The organism is Microbacterium sp. zg.B48 (assembly GCF_024623505.1).
In the GTDB taxonomy this organism is placed as follows: Bacteria; Actinomycetota; Actinomycetes; order Actinomycetales; family Microbacteriaceae; genus Microbacterium.
Map to the genome: position 1 here is coordinate 160,109 of NZ_JANJFE010000016.1, position 17,601 is coordinate 177,709.

Consider the following 17,601-nt stretch of genomic DNA (forward strand, 5'->3'; position numbering starts at 1 on the left):
GCACGAGGGTGCGACCGCCGACCGTTCACCTGGCCGAGGCCTCGTCGCTTCCCCGCTCACGTTCGGCCGTCGTCGCCCGGGACGGCGCTTCGGCCCTGCCTTCGGCCCTGCCCTCGGCGAGGTAGGCCAGGCGATGGAGCGTCTCCGCATTGCGCCAGTGCAGCCCGAGATCCAGCAGCGGAGCGGGTACGAAGCGTCCGGGTCCGGCCACCGCTTCCTCCTGGATGCGGACAACGGTGGAATCCCCCCGCGGCTTGACATCCAGCGTCACGCGCGCCTCACCGATCGGCCAGCCGCGCGCACGCATCACCATCCGGTGCGGCGGGCGGTATTCCTCGACGAGCGTCGCGTCGTTGATCAGCACCGGCCAGACCCCGAAGGAATGGTGCAGGCGGGATCCGGCGCGCGGCCAGGACGGGTCGACCTCGCGCATCCGGGACGCTCCGACGACCCAGGAGGGGAAGAGCCAGCCGTCGCCGAGAACCTCGAAGACATCCTCAGGCGCACACTGCAGCAATCTCACGTTGCGAGACATCGCTGAATCCTTCCGTCAATGACATCCACTATCCGGGTTCGGCGGACTTTCCGTCCTGGGCTGGTCAAGATCGGCCGGAACCGCTACGGGACATGTCGCACCGCGCGCAGATCAGATCGCCCACTCCGGGACGGGGAGCCTGTTCTCTTGTCAAGGCCTTCCCGCCCGCAGCCCGATGCGAGTGAATAGAGGCAGGGCAAACGCCGACGCGCCGACCGTGCGCAGAGAAGGGCAGGACTCGATGAAGTCAGCGGACCACCAGGGCCAGAGCGGGCAGACGGCCGCATCGCCGCGCATCGAGGATGCCGGGAGCACAGCGATGGATGCCGCGGCGGGCGGGGTCGAGGAGATGACCGACGAAGAGAAGCGCCGCGATCAACTCCTGCGCGCCGCCGGATCGACCGAGGAGGATGCGGCTCCGAGGATCGACGTGAGCAAGCGGGAGGGCGTCACGCGCATCGACATTGTCCCCGACGCCGTCGTGCGACCCGGATCCTCCGACTGAGGCCCAAACGCCGCGCGCCGCGTCGGCGCACCTGCGCTGAAGCCGCCGCGGCCTCTGACCGGCCGATTCAGGCGCGGCCCTTGAGGATCATGTGCCAGTACACCCAGGGCAGGATGTGGCGATCCAGTACCCACGTCAGCCGTCGCTCTCGCGCGAGTCCTTTCCAGAAGGGGATCGTCGGCTTCAGTTCGCCGCGATCGTCGAACTCGGCGAACACGACGGTGGATCGCGACACGGTGAAGGGGCACACCGAGTAGCCCTCGTACGCAGCGACGGCAGGCTTGCCTTTCAAGGCCGCCGCCAGGTTCTTGGCCAGCGTGAGGGTCTGCTTGCGCAGCGCGCCCCCCGACTTGGAGTTGGTGGTCGCCGCCGCGTCGCCCAACGACCACACGTTCTCGTACCGTTTGTGTCTCAGCGTCCGCGGGTCGACCTCCACGAACCCTCGGGTCTCGTCGGCGGAGGGAAGGGTGCTGCGCTTCAGCCAGTCCGGGGCGGACTGGGGAGGCTCCACCATCAGCACGTCGTAGGACAGCTTCTCGCGACCCGTTCCGTCCGGACGGCCGACGAGCGCGGTGCGCTCCTCGGCATCCACGTCGAGCAGCTGCGTGCGGGTGCGCAGTTCGATGCCGTATTCGGTGATCTTGCGGTCCAGCTCGGCGTCGATCTCGGGGATGCCGAAGACGCTCTCGTCGGGCACCAGCAGGATCACCCGGATGTTCCCCAGGACGCCGGTCCTGCGCCAGTAGTCGCAGGCCAGGTACATCGGCTTCTGTGCGGCGCCCGCGCAGGACGCCGGGCCGGGGGGCTGGCTGAAGACGACCGTGCCGCGGCGCAGGTCCCGCAGCAGCGGCGAGGCCTTTGCGGCCAGCTCGAACTCGTAGTTGGAGGCGCCGGACCTGGATGCCATCGCGGCGGCCAGACCGGGAATCGCATCCCAGTCCCGCTGGATGCCCGGGCACACGATGACGTGGTCATACCCGAGGCGGGTGCCGGAGGCGAGGAGCAGGCTGCTGGATTCCGCGTCGACGGCGGTCACAGCATCCCGGATCCAGCCGACTCCCTTCGGCATGACATCGGCCTGGTCGCGCAGCGCCATAGCGGCCGGTGCCGTTCCTCCGGCGATGTGGGAGAAGAGCGGCTGGTAGCGGTGGTGCGCTCGCGGTTCCACCACGACGACATCGTCCACCCCCATCCGCCGGAGCCGACCGGCCACCGACAGCCCGGCGTTGCCGCCGCCGATCACGACGACCTGATGGTGCCGAGGCGCGCTGTGCATGTGTCTTCCGTTCTTCGGTGCCCGCGGTCCGCTGAGCAGACGCTGCCGCACGGTCAGCGCACGTGCTCACACCACCCTGCATCCCGGTCAGGGCGACGACGACGGCTTGACCGATCGGCCGTGGCGTGCTTGTCGCGCCACTCGTCCCGCGTCCGTTCCGATGTCTCGGAGACAGGTCACCGCGCCAGGGCCGCGCGCAGTCCCTGGGCATCGCGCACGGCGTTGCCCCCGCCGTCGTTGTTGAAGTATGCGTAGACAGTGTGACCGGCGGCCTCCCACTCCCGGATGCGGTCCGCCCACCATGCCACCTCGTCACCCGAGTAGGAGCCCGCGTACAGGTGCGCGGTGTCCGGACCGTGCAGGCGGACGTACACGAGCGGCGCGGTCGCGCGCAGGATGCAGGGCAGGCCGGCGCCGCTCATCACGCAGTACGCCGCGCCGCGGCGCTCGAGCAGTGCGAAGACGGCCTCGTCGTTCCAGGACGGATGCCGCAGCTCGACCGCCGGGCGCATCCATTCGGGCACGCGCGCCAGGAACCAGTCCAGGCGGTCATCGTCGCGCTCCAACGTCGGGGGCAGCTGCACGAGCAGCGGGCCACGGCGTCCGGCGAGCTCATGCAGCCCCGTGCTCATTCGTTCCAGCCACTGCTCGGGCTGGAACAGGCGGCGGGCGTGCGTCAGGCCGCGCGGCGCCTTCACGGTCAGCTCGAATCCCTGCGGCAGACGTCCGCGCCACGAGGCGAAGGTCTTCTGAGGCGGCCAACGGTAGAAGCTCGCGTTCAGCTCGACCGTGTCGAACGCGCGGATGTAGTGGGAGAGACGGTCGCGGGGCGGAAGGCGGGGCGGGTACAGCACACCCTCCCAGTGGTCATAGCTCCAGCCGGAGGTGCCCACCCTGGCCATAGGACCCCCTCAGCGTGCGCGAAGCGACTTCCTCATGAACACCTGAGCCGTGCCGTCGCCTTCGTCCACCCGCTCGGTCTGCACGTATCCGCAGCTCTCATAGAGGCGGATGTTCGCTTCGCTCAGACTCCCGGTGAACAGCTCGGCTTCGTCGGCCGAGGCATGCTCCTCGGCCGCCTGGAGGAGCCGTCGGCCGATGCCCGCGCCCTGCATGTCAGGAGCGATCGCGATGCGCCCGATCAGGAGCACCCCGTCCGCCTCACGCGTCCGGATCGCGCCGACCATGCGGCCGCCGACGCGGGCGACCCAGCCGTCGGCGTCCTGCAACTCCGCCGCGAGCTCCTCGAGGGTCTGCACCAGGGGCGGCATGTCCGGATCGCCGTAGATGAGCGCCTCGGAGACGAACGCGGCGCGCTGGATCGTGAGCACTTCGCCGGCGTCAGCAGGACCGATCGGAGCCAGCACGACGTCCTCGGCCGTCTCTGCTCCGCGGGATTGCGGGGTCACTTCTGCTGGGCGTCACGGTCCCCGTCGGCGGCGACGGCATCGGCCGCGGCGCTGTCGACGAGGTCGTCATTGACGTCGGGATCGAGAGCCTTCTCGCCGTCCACCTCGGTCGTCGGGGCGGCCGGGTCGCCGTCGGGAAGGGGCAGTTCGGGCGTGACGTTGGACATGTCGAATCCTTCCGTTCAGGATGCCACTGTAAGCGCGCGTGGGACGGAGGTGGACGGGCTTGACCGCGCGCGGCTCGCCCGCTATCGGTCGGGGTGCGGCGCGCCCGCCCCGGCGACGCCCACGACGGCGGGGCTTGTCAAGCTCTGTCGGCGCCGGCGCCGGACACGTAGCCTGACGCGATGGCAGTGACTGAACTGTGGTTGGTGCGGCACGGTGAGAGCATCGCGAACGCCGCCGCGTCCCGAGCGGAGCGCGAAGGACTGGAGGTGGTCCCGATCGACATCCGAGACGCCGACGTTCCGCTCTCCCGCACCGGCGAGGATCAGGCCGAGGCGTTGCGCGCGTGGATCGGCGAACACCGCTCCGCGCTGGACGCGTTCTGGGTGTCCCCGTACGTCCGCGCGCGCGAGACCCTCGCCATCGCATTGGCGGGCAGTCCGGCCGGTGCCGTCATCGCGGTGGACGAGCGTCTCCGCGACCGTGAACTGGGCATCCTCGACCTGCTCACCACCCGCGGCGTGGCCATGCGGCATCCCGAAGAGGCCGAGCGGCGCCGTCGCCTGGGCAAGTTCTATCACCGGCCGCCGGGCGGGGAATCGTGGGCGGACGTGGCGCTCCGGCTGCGCTCCTTTCTCGGCGACGCGCTCCTGAGCCCTGCCCAGAGCGCTCTGATCGTCGCGCACGACGCTGTCGTCATGCTCCTGCTGTATCTCCTGCTGCCGCTGGAGGAGAGAGATCTGCTCGAGTTCGCGGCGGCGCACACCGTCTTGAACGCCTCCGTCACCCACCTGGTCCGCGTGGAATCGGGATGGCAGCTGGTGGAGTTCTCGACGGTGGATCACCTGACCCGCGAAGGCGCAGCGGTCACCGAGCACCCCGGGAGCCCCGATGTCCAGCCCGAGTGAGCTCGTCACGGCGGAGCTTCTTCGCCAGTGGGGGCTGCCCGCCCCGGGGGATTCGAAGAAGACCCGCGGTCGGGTGATGGTCGTGGGCGGTTCCCGCCGCTCGCCGGGGGCGGTCGTGCTCGCCGGCGAGGCGGCACTGCGGGTCGGTGCTGGACGTCTGGGGCTCGTGGTCCCGGCATCCGTAGAGGGTCAGCTCGGCGTGGTCATTCCCGAAGCGGCAGTCCTCTCCCTCCCGCAGCATGCCTCCGATCCGATCGCGGAGCCGGCCCACGGTGAGCTGGAAGCGGCGGATGCGGTGCTGCTGGGTCCGGGGTTCGACAACGGCGACGAGACGAAGGCGACGCTGCTCGCCGTCGCCGACGTCGGTGTCCGGTGTCTGGTCCTGGATGCGTATGCCCTCGGGGTCTTGGCCGACGTTCCCCGCGAACGGCTGCCCCGCGATCTGATCCTCAACCCGAACCAGGAAGAGGCGGAGCTCCTGCTCGCGCGGGAGTTGGGAGAGGACCGCGAATCCGACCTCCTGGAGATCGCGCGTCGCTTCGACGCAGTCGTCAACTGCTACGGCGTCATCGCCGACCCCCACGGTGCCACCTGGCAGGTTCCGGCCGGAGGCCCGGGCCTCGGGACCTCCGGCAGCGGCGACGTGCTGGCGGGCGCGATCACCGGTTTCGCGGCGCGCGGCGTCGACCCGTCACGCGCCGCGGTGTGGGGCAGCTGGGTGCACGCCCGAGCCGGCGATGCGCTCACCGACCGCCTCGGCATCGGGTTCCTCGCTCGCGACCTTCCCGCTGCGCTCACCGCGTCGCTGAACGAGGTCACCGCCTGAGAAGCCTGCCGCTCCCATGGTGAGCGCGTTGTCAAGCCCCATTCCGTCGCCGTGTCGCCCGGCGGAGAATGGACACGTTCGACACGAGGGGGTGAGCGATGAACAGCGAGAAGGTGCGGGTTGACATCGACGACGATCTCCGCGCCGACGTGTACGTCCTCGACGAAGATCTCCGCGACGATGCGGACGCGTTCGAGGACGCGCTGCTGGCCGAGATGAGGCAGAGGGGCGCGATCGAGGTCTGGTGAGCTCAGCCGATCCGGGTGTCCCCGGGCGGCGAAACGCGCAGCCAGCGATGCCCGAACGGCGCGAGCTCGATTTCGACCTTCCCGCGTGGCCCGACCTCCATCCGGGTCGGGCCACCCAGATCGATGAGGGCAGTGCCTTCCTGCACTGTCCCCAGTCGGACGCGCAGACGGACGGGCACCTCGGTGAAATTGTGCAGCGCCACCATCCGACCGACGGGGGAGTTCACCGCGTGCGCGAGGACACCCTCGCCATCGTGGTCGAGGATCTCCAGATCCCCCCACCCGATCTCGGGGGAGACCCGGTAACGGCTGATCAGGTGGCGGATGAACTGCAGCAGTGATCCGTCGTCGTTGCGCTGCTGTTGCACGTTGATGTGTGCCGGGGCATAGCCGTCGCCCGGGATCGGTGCGACGAGGCGTCCTCGCGCCGCGTGGGAGAACCCTCCGTTCTTGCCGTCCGTCCATTGCATCGGGGTGCGCACCGATCCGCGTCCCGGGATCTCGATGTTCTCGCCCATCCCGATCTCTTCGCCGTAGAAGAGCACCGGGGTCCCCGGCAGCGAGAAGAGCAGACTGTAGACCATGCGTATCCGGCGTGGATCGCCGCCGAGCATCGGCGGCAGCCGGCGGGTGATCCCGCGCCCGTACACCCGCTGAGTCTCGTCCGGTGCGAAGGCGGCGAAGACCTCCTCGCGCTCGGCGTCGTTCAGCTTGTCCAGCGTCAGCTCGTCGTGGTTGCGCACGAAGTTCGCCCAGGCGGCATCCGAGGGCACCGGCGGGCGCGCGCTGAGTGCGGCGATCAGCGGCGCAGGATCGCTTCGGGCGAGCGAGAGATACAGCGCCTGCATGGAGACGAAATCGAACTGCAGATCCAGTTCACCGCCTCGCTCGCCGCCGAAGAACTGCAGCTGCTCGTCGAAGGGGAGGTTCACCTCGCCGAGCAGGGCCGCATGGCCGGCGCGTCGCTGCAGGAACCGCTTCAGGTCCCGCAGCAGCTCGTGCGGATCGCCCAGGTCGACGCCGTGGGGCGGCGCGATCAAGAACGGGACGGCGTCGATGCGGAAGCCGCTGACGCCGAGCGCGAGCCAGAACCCGATCGTCTTGGCGATCTCGTCGCGGACTCGTGGATTGGCGATGTTGAGGTCGGGCTGATGCCTGTAGAAGACGTGCTGGAAGTACTGCCCGCTGCGTTCGTCCAGCTCCCACACGCTGGACTCCTCGCCGGGGAAGACCGTGGGCTGCTGGTGCGTGGGAGGCTCGTCGCGCCACACGTAGAAGTCGCGATACGGCGAGGATCTGCTGCGCCGCGCGGAGACGAACCACGGATGCTTGTCTGAGGTGTGATTCACGACCAGATCGACGATCACGCGCATGCCGCGGTCGTGCGCGGTGCGGATCACTTCGACGAAGTCGCCGTGGTTGCCCAGGCGCGGATCGATGCCGTAGAAGTCGCTGATGTCGTATCCGTCGTCCCGATCCGGGGACGGGTAGAACGGCATCAGCCAGAGGCAGGTGATTCCCAGATCCGCCAGATAGTCGATGCGCTGGGCGAGTCCCGCGAAATCGCCGATCCCATCGCCGTTGGCGTCCATGTACGTCTCGACGTCGAGGCAGTAGATGACGGCGGTCTTCCACCACAGGTCGCCGGTGTCGGTGATCCTCACATCGCCCTCCGCAGCGCGGGGAGCAGATCGCGTTCCGCTCGCTCCAGGAAGGCATCCTGATCCTTGCTGATGCCGTGGACGAAGACCCGGTCGAACCCCAGTGCGACCAGACCGGCGACCCGGTCTGCCAGTTCGATCGGGTCGGCGCAGATGAGGGCGCCGTTCCGCAGCTGGTCGTCGGTGGGCTCGCCGGCCAGTTTGTCGAAGTGCTCGGGCTGCTCGATGTCCCAGAGCGACTCGGTGATCGCCGAATGGCGCCACTGCTCCCGAGCAACACGCAGCGCCGCTTCCTCCGTGTCTTCCAGCGAGACATGCACCTGCAGCACGCGGGGACCGGTTCCGCCCGCGTCGGCATAGGCCCGCAGCACGTCGGTCAGCTTCTCGGGCGGCTGGGCCACGGTCGCCAGTCCGTCCGCCCACCGGGCCAGCCACCCGGCAGTCTCGGCGGTGACCGCCGCACCCAGCAGGGGCGGCGGTTCGGCGGGCAGACTCCAGACGCGAGCGCGGTCCACCGTGATTTCGCTGGTGTGCGAGACCTCACGCCCGGCCAGCAGCTCGCGGATCACCCCGACCGAGGCCTCCAGTCGCGCGTTGCGCCGTTCCTTCGACGGCCAGGGGTCGCCGGTGACGTGTTCATTGACGGCCTCGCCGCTGCCCAGCGCCGCCCAGAATCTGCCGGGGAACATCTCCTCGACGGTGGCGATGGCCTGCGCGCTGATAACCGGGTGGTAGCGCTGACCGGGCGCCGTGACGACGCCGAGGGAGAACGAGGTCGATGCGAGCGCTGCTCCCAGCCAGCTCCAGGCGTACCCGGATTCGCCTTGCGCGATCCCCCACGGGGCGAGATGATCCGAGCACATCGCCCCGTCGAAGCCCACCTGCTCGGCGCGGACGACCGCCGCAAGGAGTCTGCTGGGCGGGACCTGTTCGTGCGAGGCGTGATAGCCGACAAAGACCATCCCGACAGTCTGGGGCAGGCCGGGGTCATCGCCAAGGCCTTGCCGCCGGCTGCGAATACCTCTAAGAGGCGGAGGACCGGTCGTTGTGCCTGGGGGGCGGGAAATGCGGGATCGGGATGGGCTTGGTTCCGCCGTGCGGCCGGGATTGCCACATCTCCAGGCTCGTCAGCACATCGCCCGGTGTCGCGTAGACGATCGGGAGCGGTGTCACGGAAAGCCAGGTGACGTGCACCTCGTCGTCGTCGTCGCTGACGCTGAGGCGGGCCGCCACGCCGGCGCTGGCCGTACCGGACCGGCGATCGTGGATCACCCAGTGCCGCGCATCCACGCGGGCGAGCACGAAGCGCTGCGGCGCGCCCGCGCCTCCCGCCTGACCGTGCCGTCCCTCGTTCATCGCCTCGGTCTCCGTTCCGCCTGCGGACGCTGCCGTTTAACCGCGACGTGCGGCAGCTCCGATTCCACTGTGCGCCGGAGGTCGCGGACCGGTGCCGGGGTTGACAAAAGCGCGCACCGGTGATGGCGTCGCGAGGGCTGGACCACGCGATGAACGCTGGAACTGCTCGATTCTCAGCGATCCAGGTCGACGTGAGCGCTCGAGTCGAGGGGGCCGGTGGAGGGGACGACGACCGAAGGGTGCAACAGGCTGATGCGGCGATCGAGTTCAGCGACCGCCGCGGCGTTCCCGCGATCGTTCGAGCTGTCCGCTGCCGGCACCGCATACAACTGGCTCGCCGGCCCCAACAGGAATTCGGCATCCACCAGATTGCCGCCCTCGGCGATGACGGGCACGGCGACCACGTCGGACGACTGGGTGTCTGCGAGCGCTCGTGCATAGCGGAGCACCGCATCACATACGTCGTTCGGCATGAGCACGGACCTGCCGGTGTAATGCAGCGTCATCATGAACCCATCATGGGCTACCGCGTCCCCGCACAGTCAGGGGTTGTGCATTCCGCGCGGGACCCATAGCCTCCGTGCCCACACACCCACGCTCAGGCGGTGTCCTGCCCCATCGCGGGCGCGGCGAGCGCCGTGGACTGCAGGTGCAGCGCCGCCAAGGTCTCGCGCACAGCGCCGATGGGCGCCTCGATCCGCTCGTACTGGTGCGAGAACCCGTTCTCGTCCACGACGACCACCGTGACCAGTGCGCATCCGCGTCGCGGCAGCAGGGATCCGCTCCGTGCCGCTCGTGCAGCCATGTCTGTCCCCCGAAGCGAAGGTCGGTCAGGACTTGCGTTGGGAGTGCACGACGAGCCCGAGCGCGAGGGAGACCGCGAGGATGCCGGCGGCGAAGATCAGACCCTGCCACGATTCGGCGTTGAAAGCCGCGCCGAACAGGTAGAACCCGCCGAGAAACAGCACCACGTACACCAGGAACAACATCGCGCCCTCTATCCTCTTCGCCTTCTTCGATCGTATCGACAGAACCGCCGCGCGGACACCAGCGCGGCGCGCCTCAGGTGAGGAGCTGACCGACCAGCGTGTCGGCGAGCCAGCGTTCGAAGCGATCCGGACTCCAGCCGGCATCCCCCACCAGCCCGCCGTATACGCCCGTGGCCGCCAAGGCGCGGTAGATGGCTCTCGCATCCGCCGGGGGGAGCGACAACGCGGGCTCCACCGAGTCGATGAACCTGTCCATGACGCGATTGCGTCCACGCAGTTTCGTGCGCAGCAGCTCGCGGGTCTCGGGGTCCTCGTCCACTGCCGAGTCCAGAATCAGCGCGACATCGAAATCGGTCGAGTAGAGCGCGGTGATCCAACCCGCCGCTCCGCGCAGGCGTGCGACCGGGTCCGGCTCGTCCAGCACGGCTGCGGCGCGCGGGACGGCGCGCGCCCGCTCCAGCCACCGCTCGCAGATCAGCGTCAGGATGTGCCGCTTCGCGCCGACCGCGGCGTACACGGTGCGGTTGGCCACACCCGCCTCACGGGCGATGGCCTCCATGCTCGTCGCGCCATACCCCTGCGATGCGAACAGGGTCTGGGCGGCATCCGCGATCCGCAGCTTCGTCGCCTCGGCCTGCTCCTGGCGGTACGTCGAGCGAGGGGTCTTGACGGGAGCGACCATGGCCAACATACTATCCACTGCAGTGGGTGCAGTAATACTGCACCCACTGCACGAATACTGCAGAAACGAGGAGCCATGAGTGATCAGCGAGCGATGCCCGCCGCGGTGCGGGTGCTGGAGCGGATGCTGCTGGAGGGATTCGCCACCGGCAACACCGCCATCGTGGACGAGCTGTGCGCACCGGACATGGTCGAGCATCAGTTCGGGATGAGCGGGCAGGGGCGGGAAGCGATCGACAAGGTGAAACGGGGGATCACCGAGGTGCATCGGGCGATGCCCGACATCCGCTTCACGGTGGGGGACTGGACGCAGGACGGCGACACCGTCTGGGTCCGTGCGGAGGCGACGGCGACTCAGACCGGACCCTTCATCGGGCCGCCGACCGGAGCGCCCGTCCACCTGACCGTGATCGATATCGCGCGGGTGGTGGACGGCAGGATCGTGGAGCACTGGGGCGTGCCCGACCGGTTCGCGATCCTCGCCCAGACCGGGCAGCTGCGCCGTCTCATCCCGACGCCGTGATCGGCTAGCGCGTCGCTCGGAGGGGCGGCAGGCGAGGGGATGCCGCGACGAGCGACGCGGGATCCGTCTCGTCCCATCGCTGCCACGTCTGCAGCCACCAGAACGTGACGAACGCGAGAAGCGCGACCACCTCCCCGACCAGGATCCACGGGAACATCACGCGTTCGGCATCCCTGGTCGCGATGGCGAACGCGGCCAGGGCGAGCAGATCCGCGATGAGGATGACGGCGAGCCCCATATAGGCGATACGCAGCCACCTCGGCGGCGTGGCGCTGGTCGTCCGCCAGAACGCGTTGATCAGGGCATCCGCTGCGATCGACCCGAGGAAGAGTCCGGTCGCCACAATGTGCCCCCAGCCGAGGAGCACCCCGGGCGCCACCAGTCCGGTCACCAGTACGACGGCCAAGACCAGTCCCCCCAGGATCAGAGAGAACCGCACACCGCGGATCGCACCCCGGACGGCCAGCACCGTTGCGAGCACCAGGCCTGCCGCCAGGACGATCAGGTAGGTCGTCACGCCGTTGACGACGTCCGCTTCGAACGACGCAGGCACGCACCCGGTGCAGGCCACCGCGACTCCGGGGACGGTCCCGGGCCGGATCACCGACGGGATCAGGGCGACGAGGGGCGCGAACAGCGCGGCCGCGTCGAGGGCCGAGCGCTCGGGATTGCGGCCGGACAGGGCCAGAAGGGCCAGGGATGCCGCCAGCAGCGCGCCCACGAAGGCGCTACGCGCCGGCGTGTAGAAGTAGTCGCTGAGCGAGGGCAGCCAGCCCACCGTGGGGACGGTGAGGATGATGGCGATGAGAAGGACGACGAGGGTCCCGCCGATGCCGAGCCGGAGGTAGCGGTGGGTCCGCTGCGTCGACGTCGATCCCCCCGTACCCGGTTGCACCCGACGACCTGTTCCGCTCACGCCCGCTCCCTCCGCTCGTGCCGGACTACCACGCTAGGCAGGTCGGCCGCCGCGCGCACTGGGTAGGCTGGGGCGAGACGGAGAGGCGGTCTCATGATCGCGCGGTTCGAAGAGCTCGACTGGCAGCCGACCCGGATGGGTGAGCTCACGCTGCGCCGCCGCGCCGAACCCACGACGGGCCAGGTCATCTACGAGGTCAAGCTCGGTGACGAATACCTGATGTCGAGCCTGTTCACCGTCGCCGAGGAGGAGCTCGCCCGGCTGGGCCTGGCCGCGGCCTCCGGAGCGGACCTCACGGTGCTGGTCGGTGGGCTCGGCCTCGGATACACGGCGGTCGCGGCCCTGCGCGATCCTCGCGTGCGATCGCTGACGGTGATCGATGCGCTGCCGGCCGTTATCGGCTGGCACGAACGGGAACTGCTGCCCGTCTCGGGCGAACTGGTCCGCGATCCGCGCACGAGGCTGGTCGCCGACGATTTCTTCGCCGTGATGCGACGGGAGCCCGTCGGAGATCGCCGCTACGACGTCATCCTGCTCGACGTCGACCACTCGCCTCGTCACCAGTTGGACCCCACTCACGCCGATCTGTACACCGTCGCCGGTCTGCAGGCGCTGAAGCGGCATCTCACCGTCGGTGGAGTGTTCGCACTGTGGTCGGACGACCCGCCGGACGCGGAATTCCTCGACGTCCTCACTGCAGTGTTCGACGGTCCGGTGGCGCACGTCGTCGAGTTCGACAACGCCCTCACCGGCGGTGTCTCCTCCAACACGGTCTATGTCGCTGCACACCGGAGCGCCCCGCCGGCGTAGCGACCGGCAGTGTCCGGCGTACCTAGGCTGCGGGGATGGTCCCCGTGTCGATGACGAAGCGGTAGCGGACGTCGCCCCGCACGACCCGGTCGTACGCGGCGGTGACCTCGTCCGCCGAGATCGTCTCGATCACCGAGGCGATGCCGTGCTCGGCGCAGAAATCGAGCATCTCCTGGGTCTCGCGGATGCCGCCGATGTTCGAGCCCGCGATCGAGCGGCGCGCGCCGGTCAGCGAGAAGACACGGAACTGCTGCGGAGTCTCCGGAAGCCCGACGAACACCAGCGCCCCGTCCAGGCGCAGCGTCGCGAGGTAGCGGTCGACCGGGATCTCGGCTGACACGGTGTTGATGATCAGATCGAAGCGACCCCGCAGCGTCTTCAGCGTTTCGGGATCCTCAGTGGCGTAGTACTCGTCGGCGCCGAGTGCCCTGCCTTCGTCCTGCTTGGCCAGCGTGCGGGACAGGACCGTGACGTGCGCGCCCATCGCGTGAGCGATCTGCACCGCCATGTGCCCGAGCCCGCCCAGTCCGATCACGGCGACCCGGGTGCCGGGACCGGCACCCCAGTGCCGCAGCGGCGAGTACGTCGTGATCCCGGCGCACAGCAGCGGCGCTGCCCGGTCCAGCGGGATCGCGTCCGGGATGTGCAGCACATAGTTCTCATCGGCGACGATCTGGGTGCTGTACCCGCCGTAGGTGGGGGTGCCGTCGAACAGCCCGGAACCCGGGTAGTAGCGCCCGTTGTAGGTCGCCACATTCCCGCGGAGGCAGAACTGCTCTTCGCCGGCGCGGCAGTTCTCGCATTCCCGACACGAATCCACGAAGCATCCGATGCCCACGCGCTCGCCGACGGCGTGCGCGGTGACCTGGGCGCCGACCTCGCGCACGATCCCTGCGATCTCGTGTCCGGGAACCATGGGGAAGATCGCGCGCCCCCATTCCTCGCGCGCCTGGTGGATGTCGGAATGGCAGATGCCGGTGTAGGCGATGTCGATGAGCACATCGTGCGGTCCGACATCCCGGCGCTGCACTGTCCCGCGTTCGAAGGTCGAGCCGGTCGAGGGGACGAGGAGCGCTGGCGTGGTGATGGGCATTGCAGAATTTTCGCACGTGCTGGTAGTGCCGGCGTCGGTGACGGCGGCGGATCGCACAGCCGCGCGCGGTCCGGCCGGCGGCCTGGATTGTCAAGGCCCCCCTCCCCGGCGGCACGGGCCGATAGCTTCTTCCTTCAGGAGGTTCACACGAACATGGCCACTATTGAAAAGTCCACTGCCGTTTCCCCCAAGAGCAAGCGATCCGCTCGGGGCGGTGCGGGAGCGAAGACCACGCGACGGCAGAACGCCGAGAAGGGCTTCGTCGCATCCAAGGAGCTCGGCCAGAACATGCAGGCGGTGCTGGTGGACCTGCTGGAGCTGCAGATGCAGGGCAAGCAGGCGCACTGGAACGTCGTGGGCCGCAACTTCCGCGACACCCACCGGATCCTGGATGAGATCATCGAGGCCGCGCGGGAGTTCAGCGACACCGTGGCCGAGCGGATGCGGGCGCTGCACCTGGTTCCCGACGGCCGCAGCGACATCGTCGCGGCGACCACCACCCTGCCGGAGTATCCCCAGGGCGAGGTCGACACGTCCGAGACGGTCGACCTGATCACCGCCCGACTCGAGGGCACCGTCGCCACGATGCGCGACGTGCACGACGATGTCGACGACGAGGATCCGACCACCGCCGACATCCTGCATGCGATCATCGAGAGTCTCGAGCAGTTCGCCTGGATGGTCAGCGCCGAGAATCGCAAGCCCGCGGCCGCGCGCGCCTGACGCCCAACAGCGCAGAGGACTGCTGAGTCGCCTCGGCGGTCCTCTGCGGGGGCGTCGACGACGGCACATCGACGACGCCCCCGCAGCACCGACGACACACCCCATCGCACCAGAGGAGCGACTCATGGCCGGTAAGTACGACCTGGACGTCACCACGCTCGGCCAGCTGCTGGACGACCCGGAGGCACGGGCGATCATCGTCGACCTCGTGCCGCAGCTGCCGGATCATCCGATGCTCGGGATGGTGAAGGGGATGCCGGCCAACACGGTTCTGGCGATGGCCGCGAGCCGATTCCCGGCGGACAAGGCAGCACTGCTGAAGGAGCGGATCTCCGCTCTGTAGCGGCCGTCAGCCGGCGGGTGCCCGGGTGGAGGTGCGCACGATCAGATGGGTCGGCAGCGGAGTGTCTTCGGTCACGCTGTCCGGCTCCTCGACGGCGACCAGGACCTTCTGCATGATGAGCTCCCCGAGCGCCGCGAAATCCTGTCGCACGGTGGTCAGCGGGGGGTAAAGATATGCCGCTTCCGGAACGTCGTCGAACCCGACGACGCTGACGTCCTCTGGGACGCGCAGTCCGCGCTCGCGCAGCGCGGACATCAGCCCGATCGCCATGTGGTCGTTACCGGCGAACACCGCCATACCGGCTTCGATCTCCAGTTCGCGGCCGATCCGGTGACCGCTCGCAGCCGACCAGTCGCCGTGCACCGGCTCGACGATCTCCAGCCGGCGCGCCGCCAGCTCGTCGCGCCACCCGCGGACCCGTTCCAGGGCGTCCGGCGCCCGAGCGGCGCCGGCCACGTGCACGATGCGACGGTGGCCGAGTTCGGCGAGATGGCGCACGGCGGCCCGCGCGCCGCGGTACTGATCGATCGAGACGATCAGCGGGCTGCGGCGTGCCGTCGCGGCGGCGGCGACCACCGGGATGCCGAGGTCGAGGCCGCGTACCACCTCGAGCACTCCGACATCCACGACGATGAGCACGATCGCGTCCACGCGCTGGCGCAGCAAGCCCTCGATCACACCCCGCACGCCGGCCGGGTCGGGGTCCAGTGCGCTGACCGTCTCGACGTTATAGCGCTCCGCACGCGCCGCGAAGTTGAAATGCATCGCGATCGACGTGGGACCGTGGTCCGACACCCCCGGCGCCACCAGTCCGATCGTCCGGGTGCGGCGTGTGACGAGCGCCCGCGCGGCCGGGGAGGGGCTGTAGCGCAGCTGGGCGATCGCGTGCTCGACGCGTTCCCGGGTGGCCGGGCGAACGTTCGGCAGATCGTTCAGGACGCGCGACACCGTCTGATGCGAGACGCCCGCGAGCCGGGCCACGTCGAAGATGTTCGCCACGCGCGCCGGCTTCTCGTCGGTCACGCCGGCCCTCCGCGCGGCCGGGTGGTGGACGGCGGCGACTCGGCGGGCGCCGTGATCGAGGCCGGCACCTCGCTGTACTCATCGGGTTGTGCGACCAGCGCCATCAGCGAGTCGACCGTGAGGCTGTCTGACGCAAGCGTCTGGACGACGCGTCCGGCGCGCAGCACGGCGACCTTGCTGGCGACCCGGAGCACCTCTTCGAGCTCTGCCGAGATGAACACGACCGACAGGCCGTTGTCGGCCAGTTCGCCGACCAGGTTCTGGATCTCGACTTTTGCTCCGACGTCGATGCCGCGGGTGGGTTCGTCCAGGACGATGACGCGAGGCGACAGGGCGAGCAGGCGCGCCAGCAGCACCTTCTGCTGATTGCCCCCGGACAGGGTGCCAGCAGGGCGATCGGGATCCGGGGGGCGGATGTCCAAGGCCTCGATCCAGCTGATGGCCAGCTCGCGGCGCCGCTGCGCACGCAGGCGACGCAGGATTCCGCGCTCGGCCTGCAGCGCCAGAGTGATGTTCTCCTGAACGCTCAGCTCGCTGATGATCCCCTCGATGCGGCGGTTCTCGGAGGAGTAGACCACACCGAGCGAGATCGCCCGGCGCGGACCGGTCAGCTCCGCCGGCTGCCCGCTGATGGTGATGATGCCGGCATCCAGCCGGTCGATCCCGGTCAGCGCGCGTGCCAGCTCGGTGCGGCCCGACCCGAGAAGTCCGGCCAGCCCCAGCACGTCGCCCTCGGCCAGTTCCACGTCCGCACCCGTGATCCCCGGGCTGCGGGTGATACCGCTGCCGTGCAGAACCGCCTCGGCATCCGGAGCAGCCTCGATCCGACCGCGTACGCCCAGTTCGGCGACGGCGCGTCCCAGCATCTTCTGCACCAGGTCGATCCGCAGCAGTTCCGAGGGCACGTACTCGCCGACGAGTCGGCCGCCGCGCAGAACGGTGATGCGGTCGCAGATCTCGTACACCTGCTCGAGGAAATGCGAGACGAACAGGATCCCGACGCCGCGCTGCGTCAGGTCGCGCATGACGCGGAAGAGCTCGGCGACTTCGTCGGCGTCCAGGCTGGAGGTGGGCTCGTCCAGGACGAGCACGCGCACATCGGCCGAGATCGCCCGCGCGATCGCGACCAGCTGTTGCACCGCGAGCGAATGAGTCGCCAGAATCGAGGCCGGGTCGATGTCCAGCCCCAGGTCGGCGAGCACATCGCGTGCGCGTGTGCGCATCGCCGCCCAATCCAGCGCTCCGAATCTGCGCGGCTCCCGACCCAGGCAGATGTTCTCCGCCACCGTCAGATTCGGGAGCAGATCGATCTCCTGGTAGACCGTGCTGATCCCGGCCCGTTGCGCATCGTGCGGCGTGCGGAACCGCACGCGCTCGCCCGCGACGGCGAGGCTGCCGCTGTCCAGGGGGATGGCGCCGGTTATCGCCTTGATGAGGGTGGATTTGCCCGCGCCGTTCTCACCCATGAGCGAGTGCACCTCGCCGGCGAACATGCGGAAGTCCACATCGTCGATCGCCGTCTCCGCCCCGAACCGCACGGTGGCGCCGCGCAGCTGCAGCAACGGGCGAGACTCCTCCATCAGGCCATTATCGCGGGGGAGGAGTCCGCGA

24 protein-coding genes are annotated in these 17,601 nt (G+C 69.2%); 8 read left to right on the top strand and 16 right to left on the bottom strand.

What is annotated here, in order from left to right:
• Nucleotides 1–25: 25 nt before the first annotated feature.
• Entirely contained in the window at nt 26–535 is a 510-nt protein-coding gene (locus NQ152_RS12875) for an SRPBCC family protein (protein ID WP_257503674.1), read from the bottom strand.
• A gap of 241 nt (nt 536–776) precedes the next feature.
• Here NQ152_RS12875 and NQ152_RS12880 point away from each other — a divergent pair, with 241 nt between their 5' ends.
• Nucleotides 777–1,040, top strand: a complete 264-nt coding sequence (locus NQ152_RS12880) for a hypothetical protein (RefSeq protein ID WP_257503673.1) — start codon at nt 777–779, stop codon at nt 1,038–1,040.
• 67 nt (nt 1,041–1,107) lie between these two features.
• Here NQ152_RS12880 and NQ152_RS12885 read toward each other — a convergent pair whose 3' ends face one another.
• The 4 genes from NQ152_RS12885 to NQ152_RS12900 form a co-directional block, all read right to left on the bottom strand.
• The gene (locus NQ152_RS12885) at nt 1,108–2,316 is read right to left on the bottom strand and encodes an NAD(P)/FAD-dependent oxidoreductase (protein WP_257503672.1); all 1,209 of its coding nucleotides are present in this window, start codon (nt 2,314–2,316) and stop codon (nt 1,108–1,110) included.
• A gap of 176 nt (nt 2,317–2,492) precedes the next feature.
• The gene (locus NQ152_RS12890) at nt 2,493–3,218 is read right to left on the bottom strand and encodes a DUF72 domain-containing protein (protein WP_257503671.1); all 726 of its coding nucleotides are present in this window, start codon (nt 3,216–3,218) and stop codon (nt 2,493–2,495) included.
• 9 nt (nt 3,219–3,227) lie between these two features.
• Entirely contained in the window at nt 3,228–3,725 is a 498-nt protein-coding gene (locus NQ152_RS12895; RefSeq protein WP_257524287.1) for a GNAT family N-acetyltransferase, read from the bottom strand.
• Nucleotides 3,722–3,892, bottom strand: coding sequence for a hypothetical protein (locus NQ152_RS12900; RefSeq protein ID WP_257524288.1), 171 nt, complete (start codon nt 3,890–3,892; stop codon nt 3,722–3,724). The genes NQ152_RS12895 and NQ152_RS12900 overlap by 4 nt, the downstream gene beginning before the upstream one ends.
• 180 nt (nt 3,893–4,072) lie before the next feature.
• On the opposite strand from NQ152_RS12900, the gene NQ152_RS12905 reads away from it, so the two are divergent.
• The 3 genes from NQ152_RS12905 to NQ152_RS12915 all read left to right on the top strand — a co-directional run bounded on the left by NQ152_RS12905 (nt 4,073) and on the right by NQ152_RS12915 (nt 5,872).
• Complete coding sequence (locus NQ152_RS12905; RefSeq protein ID WP_257503668.1) at nt 4,073–4,798, top strand: histidine phosphatase family protein; 726 nt, start codon at nt 4,073–4,075, stop codon at nt 4,796–4,798.
• Nucleotides 4,782–5,624 (top strand): NAD(P)H-hydrate dehydratase, encoded by an 843-nt coding sequence (locus NQ152_RS12910; RefSeq protein WP_257524289.1) that lies wholly within the window; start codon nt 4,782–4,784, stop codon nt 5,622–5,624. Before NQ152_RS12905 ends, NQ152_RS12910 begins: the two co-directional genes overlap by 17 nt.
• Nucleotides 5,625–5,722: 98 nt before the next feature.
• Entirely contained in the window at nt 5,723–5,872 is a 150-nt protein-coding gene (locus tag NQ152_RS12915; protein WP_257503666.1) for a hypothetical protein, read from the top strand.
• Between the two features lie 2 nt (nt 5,873–5,874).
• Here the strand turns inward: NQ152_RS12915 and NQ152_RS12920 are convergent, their stop codons facing one another.
• From NQ152_RS12920 to NQ152_RS12950, 7 genes are all read right to left on the bottom strand, one after another.
• Nucleotides 5,875–7,536 carry an alpha-amylase family protein gene (locus NQ152_RS12920; protein ID WP_257524290.1) on the bottom strand — a complete coding sequence of 554 codons (1,662 nt, stop codon included), beginning with the start codon at nt 7,534–7,536 and terminating at the stop codon, nt 5,875–5,877.
• On the bottom strand, nt 7,533–8,495 hold the full coding sequence (locus tag NQ152_RS12925; RefSeq protein WP_257524291.1) for a TIGR03885 family FMN-dependent LLM class oxidoreductase: 963 nt from the start codon (nt 8,493–8,495) through the stop codon (nt 7,533–7,535). Before NQ152_RS12925 ends, NQ152_RS12920 begins: the two co-directional genes overlap by 4 nt.
• A 61-nt stretch (nt 8,496–8,556) precedes the next feature.
• Nucleotides 8,557–8,889 carry a hypothetical protein gene (locus tag NQ152_RS12930; protein WP_257524292.1) on the bottom strand — a complete coding sequence of 111 codons (333 nt, stop codon included), beginning with the start codon at nt 8,887–8,889 and terminating at the stop codon, nt 8,557–8,559.
• A 173-nt stretch (nt 8,890–9,062) separates the two neighbouring features.
• Nucleotides 9,063–9,398, bottom strand: coding sequence for a hypothetical protein (locus NQ152_RS12935; RefSeq protein WP_257503661.1), 336 nt, complete (start codon nt 9,396–9,398; stop codon nt 9,063–9,065).
• An 89-nt stretch (nt 9,399–9,487) separates the two neighbouring features.
• Nucleotides 9,488–9,694, bottom strand: coding sequence for a hypothetical protein (locus tag NQ152_RS12940; RefSeq protein ID WP_257503660.1), 207 nt, complete (start codon nt 9,692–9,694; stop codon nt 9,488–9,490).
• Nucleotides 9,695–9,719: 25 nt separating this feature from the next.
• Nucleotides 9,720–9,878 (bottom strand): hypothetical protein, encoded by a 159-nt coding sequence (locus NQ152_RS12945; RefSeq protein WP_257503659.1) that lies wholly within the window; start codon nt 9,876–9,878, stop codon nt 9,720–9,722.
• Nucleotides 9,879–9,951: 73 nt separating this feature from the next.
• On the bottom strand, nt 9,952–10,560 hold the full coding sequence (locus NQ152_RS12950) for a TetR/AcrR family transcriptional regulator (RefSeq protein ID WP_257524293.1): 609 nt from the start codon (nt 10,558–10,560) through the stop codon (nt 9,952–9,954).
• Nucleotides 10,561–10,635: 75 nt separating this feature from the next.
• On the opposite strand from NQ152_RS12950, the gene NQ152_RS12955 reads away from it, so the two are divergent.
• Nucleotides 10,636–11,082 (top strand): ester cyclase, encoded by a 447-nt coding sequence (locus tag NQ152_RS12955; RefSeq protein WP_257524294.1) that lies wholly within the window; start codon nt 10,636–10,638, stop codon nt 11,080–11,082.
• A gap of 4 nt (nt 11,083–11,086) precedes the next feature.
• Here NQ152_RS12955 and NQ152_RS12960 read toward each other — a convergent pair whose 3' ends face one another.
• Nucleotides 11,087–11,998: a hypothetical protein gene (locus NQ152_RS12960; protein ID WP_257524295.1), complete on the bottom strand. Its 912-nt coding sequence runs from the start codon at nt 11,996–11,998 to the stop codon at nt 11,087–11,089.
• A gap of 93 nt (nt 11,999–12,091) precedes the next feature.
• On the opposite strand from NQ152_RS12960, the gene NQ152_RS12965 reads away from it, so the two are divergent.
• Nucleotides 12,092–12,808, top strand: a complete 717-nt coding sequence (locus NQ152_RS12965) for a spermidine synthase (RefSeq protein WP_257503655.1) — start codon at nt 12,092–12,094, stop codon at nt 12,806–12,808.
• A gap of 22 nt (nt 12,809–12,830) precedes the next feature.
• On the opposite strand, the gene NQ152_RS12970 is transcribed toward NQ152_RS12965, so the two are convergent.
• On the bottom strand, nt 12,831–13,901 hold the full coding sequence (locus NQ152_RS12970; RefSeq protein WP_257524296.1) for an NAD(P)-dependent alcohol dehydrogenase: 1,071 nt from the start codon (nt 13,899–13,901) through the stop codon (nt 12,831–12,833).
• Between the two features lie 153 nt (nt 13,902–14,054).
• On the opposite strand from NQ152_RS12970, the gene NQ152_RS12975 reads away from it, so the two are divergent.
• The gene (locus NQ152_RS12975) at nt 14,055–14,624 is read left to right on the top strand and encodes a Dps family protein (protein ID WP_257503653.1); all 570 of its coding nucleotides are present in this window, start codon (nt 14,055–14,057) and stop codon (nt 14,622–14,624) included.
• 124 nt (nt 14,625–14,748) lie between these two features.
• Nucleotides 14,749–14,967 carry a hypothetical protein gene (locus NQ152_RS12980; RefSeq protein WP_257503652.1) on the top strand — a complete coding sequence of 73 codons (219 nt, stop codon included), beginning with the start codon at nt 14,749–14,751 and terminating at the stop codon, nt 14,965–14,967.
• Nucleotides 14,968–14,973: 6 nt separating this feature from the next.
• On the opposite strand, the gene NQ152_RS12985 is transcribed toward NQ152_RS12980, so the two are convergent.
• Both NQ152_RS12985 and NQ152_RS12990 read right to left on the bottom strand, forming a co-directional pair.
• Complete coding sequence (locus NQ152_RS12985; RefSeq protein ID WP_257503651.1) at nt 14,974–15,990, bottom strand: LacI family DNA-binding transcriptional regulator; 1,017 nt, start codon at nt 15,988–15,990, stop codon at nt 14,974–14,976.
• The gene (locus NQ152_RS12990; protein ID WP_257524297.1) at nt 15,987–17,570 is read right to left on the bottom strand and encodes a sugar ABC transporter ATP-binding protein; all 1,584 of its coding nucleotides are present in this window, start codon (nt 17,568–17,570) and stop codon (nt 15,987–15,989) included. Before NQ152_RS12990 ends, NQ152_RS12985 begins: the two co-directional genes overlap by 4 nt.
• Nucleotides 17,571–17,601 lie beyond the last annotated feature (31 nt).

Bases quoted from the DNA above. Each gene is read 5' to 3' on its own strand.
- NQ152_RS12925 (WP_257524291.1), bottom strand. From the start codon at position 8,495: ATGGTCTTTGTCGGCTATCACGCCTCGCACGAACAGGTCCCGCCCAGC.
- NQ152_RS12950 (WP_257524293.1), bottom strand. From the start codon at position 10,560: ATGGTCGCTCCCGTCAAGACCCCTCGCTCGACGTACCGCCAGGAGCAG.
- NQ152_RS12945 (WP_257503659.1), bottom strand. From the start codon at position 9,878: ATGTTGTTCCTGGTGTACGTGGTGCTGTTTCTCGGCGGGTTCTACCTG.
- NQ152_RS12900 (WP_257524288.1), bottom strand. From the start codon at position 3,892: ATGTCCAACGTCACGCCCGAACTGCCCCTTCCCGACGGCGACCCGGCC.
- NQ152_RS12970 (WP_257524296.1), bottom strand. From the start codon at position 13,901: ATGCCCATCACCACGCCAGCGCTCCTCGTCCCCTCGACCGGCTCGACC.
- NQ152_RS12915 (WP_257503666.1), top strand. From the start codon at position 5,723: ATGAACAGCGAGAAGGTGCGGGTTGACATCGACGACGATCTCCGCGCC.
- NQ152_RS12905 (WP_257503668.1), top strand. From the start codon at position 4,073: ATGGCAGTGACTGAACTGTGGTTGGTGCGGCACGGTGAGAGCATCGCG.
- NQ152_RS12940 (WP_257503660.1), bottom strand. From the start codon at position 9,694: ATGGCTGCACGAGCGGCACGGAGCGGATCCCTGCTGCCGCGACGCGGA.
- NQ152_RS12875 (WP_257503674.1), bottom strand. From the start codon at position 535: ATGTCTCGCAACGTGAGATTGCTGCAGTGTGCGCCTGAGGATGTCTTC.
- NQ152_RS12935 (WP_257503661.1), bottom strand. From the start codon at position 9,398: ATGATGACGCTGCATTACACCGGCAGGTCCGTGCTCATGCCGAACGAC.
- NQ152_RS12930 (WP_257524292.1), bottom strand. From the start codon at position 8,889: ATGAACGAGGGACGGCACGGTCAGGCGGGAGGCGCGGGCGCGCCGCAG.
- NQ152_RS12880 (WP_257503673.1), top strand. From the start codon at position 777: ATGAAGTCAGCGGACCACCAGGGCCAGAGCGGGCAGACGGCCGCATCG.
- NQ152_RS12980 (WP_257503652.1), top strand. From the start codon at position 14,749: ATGGCCGGTAAGTACGACCTGGACGTCACCACGCTCGGCCAGCTGCTG.
- NQ152_RS12885 (WP_257503672.1), bottom strand. From the start codon at position 2,316: ATGCACAGCGCGCCTCGGCACCATCAGGTCGTCGTGATCGGCGGCGGC.
- NQ152_RS12975 (WP_257503653.1), top strand. From the start codon at position 14,055: ATGGCCACTATTGAAAAGTCCACTGCCGTTTCCCCCAAGAGCAAGCGA.
- NQ152_RS12955 (WP_257524294.1), top strand. From the start codon at position 10,636: ATGAGTGATCAGCGAGCGATGCCCGCCGCGGTGCGGGTGCTGGAGCGG.
- NQ152_RS12890 (WP_257503671.1), bottom strand. From the start codon at position 3,218: ATGGCCAGGGTGGGCACCTCCGGCTGGAGCTATGACCACTGGGAGGGT.
- NQ152_RS12910 (WP_257524289.1), top strand. From the start codon at position 4,782: ATGTCCAGCCCGAGTGAGCTCGTCACGGCGGAGCTTCTTCGCCAGTGG.
- NQ152_RS12990 (WP_257524297.1), bottom strand. From the start codon at position 17,570: ATGGAGGAGTCTCGCCCGTTGCTGCAGCTGCGCGGCGCCACCGTGCGG.
- NQ152_RS12965 (WP_257503655.1), top strand. From the start codon at position 12,092: ATGATCGCGCGGTTCGAAGAGCTCGACTGGCAGCCGACCCGGATGGGT.